Origin of the sequence: Acinetobacter sp. UBA5934, assembly GCF_002430855.1 — a bacterium.
Lineage (GTDB): Bacteria > Pseudomonadota > Gammaproteobacteria > Pseudomonadales > Moraxellaceae > Acinetobacter.
This window is the reverse complement of the sequence record NZ_DJDC01000044.1, coordinates 6,652-10,964: the sequence shown is the minus strand read 5'-3', so window position 1 is coordinate 10,964 and position 4,313 is coordinate 6,652. Positions and strand designations below refer to the sequence as shown.

The 4,313-nt window shown below is 43.2% G+C and carries 3 protein-coding genes and 1 pseudogene; 1 reads left to right on the top strand and 3 read right to left on the bottom strand.

From position 1 onward, the window contains the following. The 3 genes and pseudogenes from B2Y23_RS03260 to B2Y23_RS03250 form a co-directional block, all read right to left on the bottom strand. Positions 1–225 (bottom strand): annotated as a pseudogene (locus B2Y23_RS03260) (lysine transporter); the annotation flags it as partial. A gap of 10 nt (positions 226–235) precedes the next feature. After that, positions 236–1,261 carry a methyltransferase gene (locus B2Y23_RS03255; protein ID WP_291356651.1) on the bottom strand — a complete coding sequence of 342 codons (1,026 nt, stop codon included), beginning with the start codon at positions 1,259–1,261 and terminating at the stop codon, positions 236–238. Positions 1,262–1,326: 65 nt separating this feature from the next. Then, the gene (locus tag B2Y23_RS03250) at positions 1,327–2,697 is read right to left on the bottom strand and encodes a uracil-xanthine permease family protein (RefSeq protein ID WP_291368990.1); all 1,371 of its coding nucleotides are present in this window, start codon (positions 2,695–2,697) and stop codon (positions 1,327–1,329) included. 173 nt (positions 2,698–2,870) lie between these two features. On the opposite strand from B2Y23_RS03250, the gene B2Y23_RS03245 reads away from it, so the two are divergent. Then, positions 2,871–4,313 (top strand): GTP-binding protein TypA/BipA (locus B2Y23_RS03245; protein WP_291368988.1); only part of this gene is annotated, 1,443 nt, incomplete at its 3' end.

Below are 4,313 nucleotides of genomic sequence, written 5' to 3'. Positions count from 1 at the left end.
AGATGTCGGTGTATGAGTTGCAAGTTCGCCCAAGCTGGTCATTAAGAAATAAATCATAATACCAATGAGGGAATAGGCGAGTAACGCCCCACCTGGACCTGCATTTGCAATGGTTGAACCAGAAGCAAGGAAGAGACCTGTACCAATGGAACCACCAATGGCGATCATATTCAAATGACGTGCACCCAGCTTACGCTTTAAATGTGCAGATTGAGTTTCGCTCATCCGTTGTTCCTTAAGATTTCTTTTCAGTGCTAGCGAACAGCACTTTAAAGCCTTGTTGATCTGCTTTGGTTGTACACTGGCCAAAGCTTTGTTCAATGAGTAATGGATAATTTAAAAAACGGTTTGCCACAATCCATAATTCACCACCCGATTTTAAATGCCGGCGTGACGTCTTACACAAGTTTTCACTGGCATCGTAATTGGTCTGAATGCCTTGATGAAAAGGGGGATTGCTGACAATGGCATGCAAGAAAAGCGGCGCATCTTCAATGCCTGTCACCGCTGTAATTTCCAGCTGTTCTGGTGATAGGCTGTTTTTTTCAAAAGTCATGCGGGTAGAAGCTAAGGCAAAAGCATCGACATCCATCGCAAAAATACGGTTTTTTGGATTCAGTTTCGCCAGATAAGCACTGATCACTCCGGCACCACAACCAAAGTCGGCAATTTTACCTGAAGTGACTTGAGATAAAAATGGTAAAAATACCGCTGTACCGACATCTAAACGATTTTGGCTAAATACACCAGGTAAAGCACAAATGCTTAAATCCCCTTTAGGCGTTGCAACGGTATATTGTTGTGCCCAATCTGCCAGAGCTTTTTCTTTCACGGTGGATTCAACGGTGACTTGCCACATTTGGCAATGGCGTGCGCTATCCAGTTTAAGAATTTTACCATAAGGCTGTAACTGTTTCGAAGCGCGTTCGACACCGCCTTTCTTTTCACCGACCAGGAAAATTGATGCTCCCAAACCTAAACGGCTGACTACATTGTGCAGCAGATAATTTAAGAGTTCCTTAGACTTGGGCACAAAAATAATGGCCTGGTCAAAACTGCCTTCAGGAAGATCTACACCAAAATGAACATTGGCCTGCTGCGACTGAAAATATTGAAATTCATTATAATTCCATGTCCATAAACATGGGCTGATGTCTTTCTCTAGATTGGAAAGTAAATCATCCGTAGGTGCATTTACCAGAAGCACACGTCCAGAAAGATATTCATGCTGCCGAATGACAACTTCACTTCTTGGATCCATTTTTTATCTCGCCATTGAAAAACTCTGCCCAGACAATGCTGGGCAGAGTTGATGCTGAAATGAAATTATTTCTTCGATTCAGGAAGAATAATATTTAAAAGCAATGCTGCAATACCGCCAGTCGCAACACCAGAACTAAAGATGTTACGAAATAATTCAGGAAGATGTTCCAAAATTTGTGGCACTTGTGCAACACCCAAACCGAGTGCCAAAGAAATGGCAATAATCAGTAAGGCACGGCGATCAAGATGAGTGCCTGAAAGGATATTAATACCAGAGGCAGCTACTGCACCAAACATAACCATGACCGCACCACCCAATACAGCCTGCGGAACAGCTTGAATCACGCCTGCAACTGCTGGAAGTAGCCCTAAAATGACTAGAAGTGCAGCAATCCAGATACCCACGTAGCGGCTCGCCACCCCAGTAAGCTGAATCACACCATTATTTTGTGCGAATACAGAACTTGGGAAAGTATTGAATAAACCTGCGAGTAAAGAGTTGGCACCATTAACCAGTACCCCACCTTTAATACGTTCCATCCATACTGGACCGTCAACTGGCTGATTGGAAATTTTTGACGTTGCAGTAATGTCACCAATCGCTTCTAGTGACGTGACCAGATAGATAAATGCCATTGGAATAAACAGGCTCCAAGAGAAGCTTAAACCAAAATGCATTGGGGTTGGAATCTGAACTATCGGTGCATCTTTCAAGCCTGAAAAATCCAGATGACCCATAAAGCCGGCAAGCGCATAACCAATAATCAAAGCAATCAGAATGGCTGAACTTTTAATCCAGGTAATACGGATACGGTTCAAGACAATAATAATCGCCAGTACCGTACATGACATGATCAGGTTGTCTGCATTGGCAAAGGTTTTATCACCCATGGCCTGATAACCGCCACCCATACTGATTAAACCTTCTTTAATTAAGGTCAAACCAATCAGCAGTACCACAATACCTGTGACCAGTGGGGTAATCAGTTTTTTGACCCACGGTAAAATGCGTGACACACCCATTTCAATAAATGAACCTGCAATCACCACCCCAAAAATAGACGCCATTACTGCTTCAACTGGCGTACCTGCGGCAACCATTGCTGAACCAATCCCGATAATAGGACCAATAAAGTTAAAACTGGTGCCTTGAACAATTAAAAGGCCTGCACCAAAAGGACCGACTTTTTTACATTGCAGGAAGGTTGCAATACCCGAGATCACCAGGGACATGGAAAGAATCATGTTGGTGTCTTCTTTTGAAACACCAAGCGCTAAGCAGATGAGCAATCCGGGGGTGACAATCGGGACAATAATCGCAAGTAGATGTTGCAAAGCAGCTAAAAAAGCGATGAATGGTTTGGGTTGATCGTTTAATCCGTAGACCAAATCAAGACGATCCTGTGGCTCGGGAGAGTTTTTTAAATCAGACATGTAAGGATGGTACAGCAGCAATTTGCCGTTATTCTAATCGAGTTACAGGAGTTTACAAACCAAAAACCACGGTATTAGTCAAAAAAACTTGTAACCATCAATAAACAGTCACTACTAAAAGTTTAGTTTTTTCTGTATAATTTGCCCTCAAATTTAATACGTATCGAATTTACATGTCAGATATTAAAACTCTCCGTAACATCGCCATTATTGCGCACGTCGATCATGGTAAAACCACTCTTGTAGACAAACTTTTGCAACAATCAGGTGCTCTCGGTGATCGCGCGGGTGAGATCGAGCGTGTCATGGATTCGGGCGCTATCGAGTCTGAACGCGGTATTACCATTCTTGCAAAAAACACTGCAATTAAATGGACTGATGCACGTACAAACACTGAATACCGTATCAACATCGTGGATACCCCGGGACACGCTGACTTCGGTGGTGAAGTTGAACGTGTACTTTCTATGGTTGACTGCGTACTTCTTCTTGTAGATTCACAAGAAGGCCCGATGCCACAAACTCGTTTCGTAACGCAAAAAGCGTTCGCACGTGGTTTGAAACCAATCGTAATTATCAATAAAGTTGACAAGCCAAGCGCGCGTCCAGACTGGGTCATTGACCAAGTATTCGATTTGTTCGATAACCTAGGCGGTACTGACGAACAGTTAGACTTCCCAGTGGTATATGCATCTGGTCTACGTGGTGTTGCTGGTCCTTCTCCAGAAGAACTTGCTGATGACATGACTCCATTGTTCCAAACAATCGTAGACATCGTTGAACCACCAGCAGTTGACGTTGATGGCCCATTCCAAATGCAGATCTCTTCACTTGACTATAACAGCTTCGTAGGTGTTATCGGTGTAGGTCGTATTCAACGTGGTTCTGTGAAATTAAACACGCCTGTTACTGTGATCGACAAAGACGGTAAAACACGTAACGGTCGTATCTTAAAAATCATGGGTTACCATGGTCTTGATCGTGTTGATGTTGAAGAAGCGAATGCAGGTGACATCGTTTGTGTAACAGGTATTGATGAACTTCATATCTCTGACACAATCTGTGATCCTAAAAATGTTGAAGCTTTACCGCCATTGTCTGTAGACGAACCTACAGTATCGATGACATTCCAGGTAAACAACTCACCGTTTGCTGGTAAAGAAGGTAAATTTGTGACTTCACGTAATATCCGTGAACGTCTAGACCGTGAATTGATCCATAACGTAGCACTTCGTGTTGAAGATACTGATTCTCCAGACCGTTTCAAAGTATCGGGTCGTGGTGAACTTCACCTTTCAGTATTGATCGAAAACATGCGTCGTGAAGGTTTCGAAATGGGCGTGTCTCGTCCACAAGTAATCTTGAAAGAAGTTGACGGTCAAATGCAAGAACCGTATGAAAACGTAACTTTCGACGTTGAAGAACAACACCAAGGTTCTGTAATGGAACAAATGGGTCACCGTAAAGGTGAAATGACCAATATGGAAGTTGACGGTAAAGGCCGTATCCGTATTGAAGCAACTGTTCCTTCACGTGGTTTGATTGGTTTCCGTTCTGAGTTCTTGACCATGACTTCTGGTACAGGGATCATGACATCAAGCTTCTCGCACTACGGT

What these genes read in the sequence shown, in the direction of transcription:
- B2Y23_RS03250 (WP_291368990.1), bottom strand. Translation starts at nt 2,697, where the DNA reads ATGTCTGATTTAAAAAACTCTCCCGAGCCACAGGATCGTCTTGATTTG.
- B2Y23_RS03255 (WP_291356651.1), bottom strand. Translation starts at nt 1,261, where the DNA reads ATGGATCCAAGAAGTGAAGTTGTCATTCGGCAGCATGAATATCTTTCT.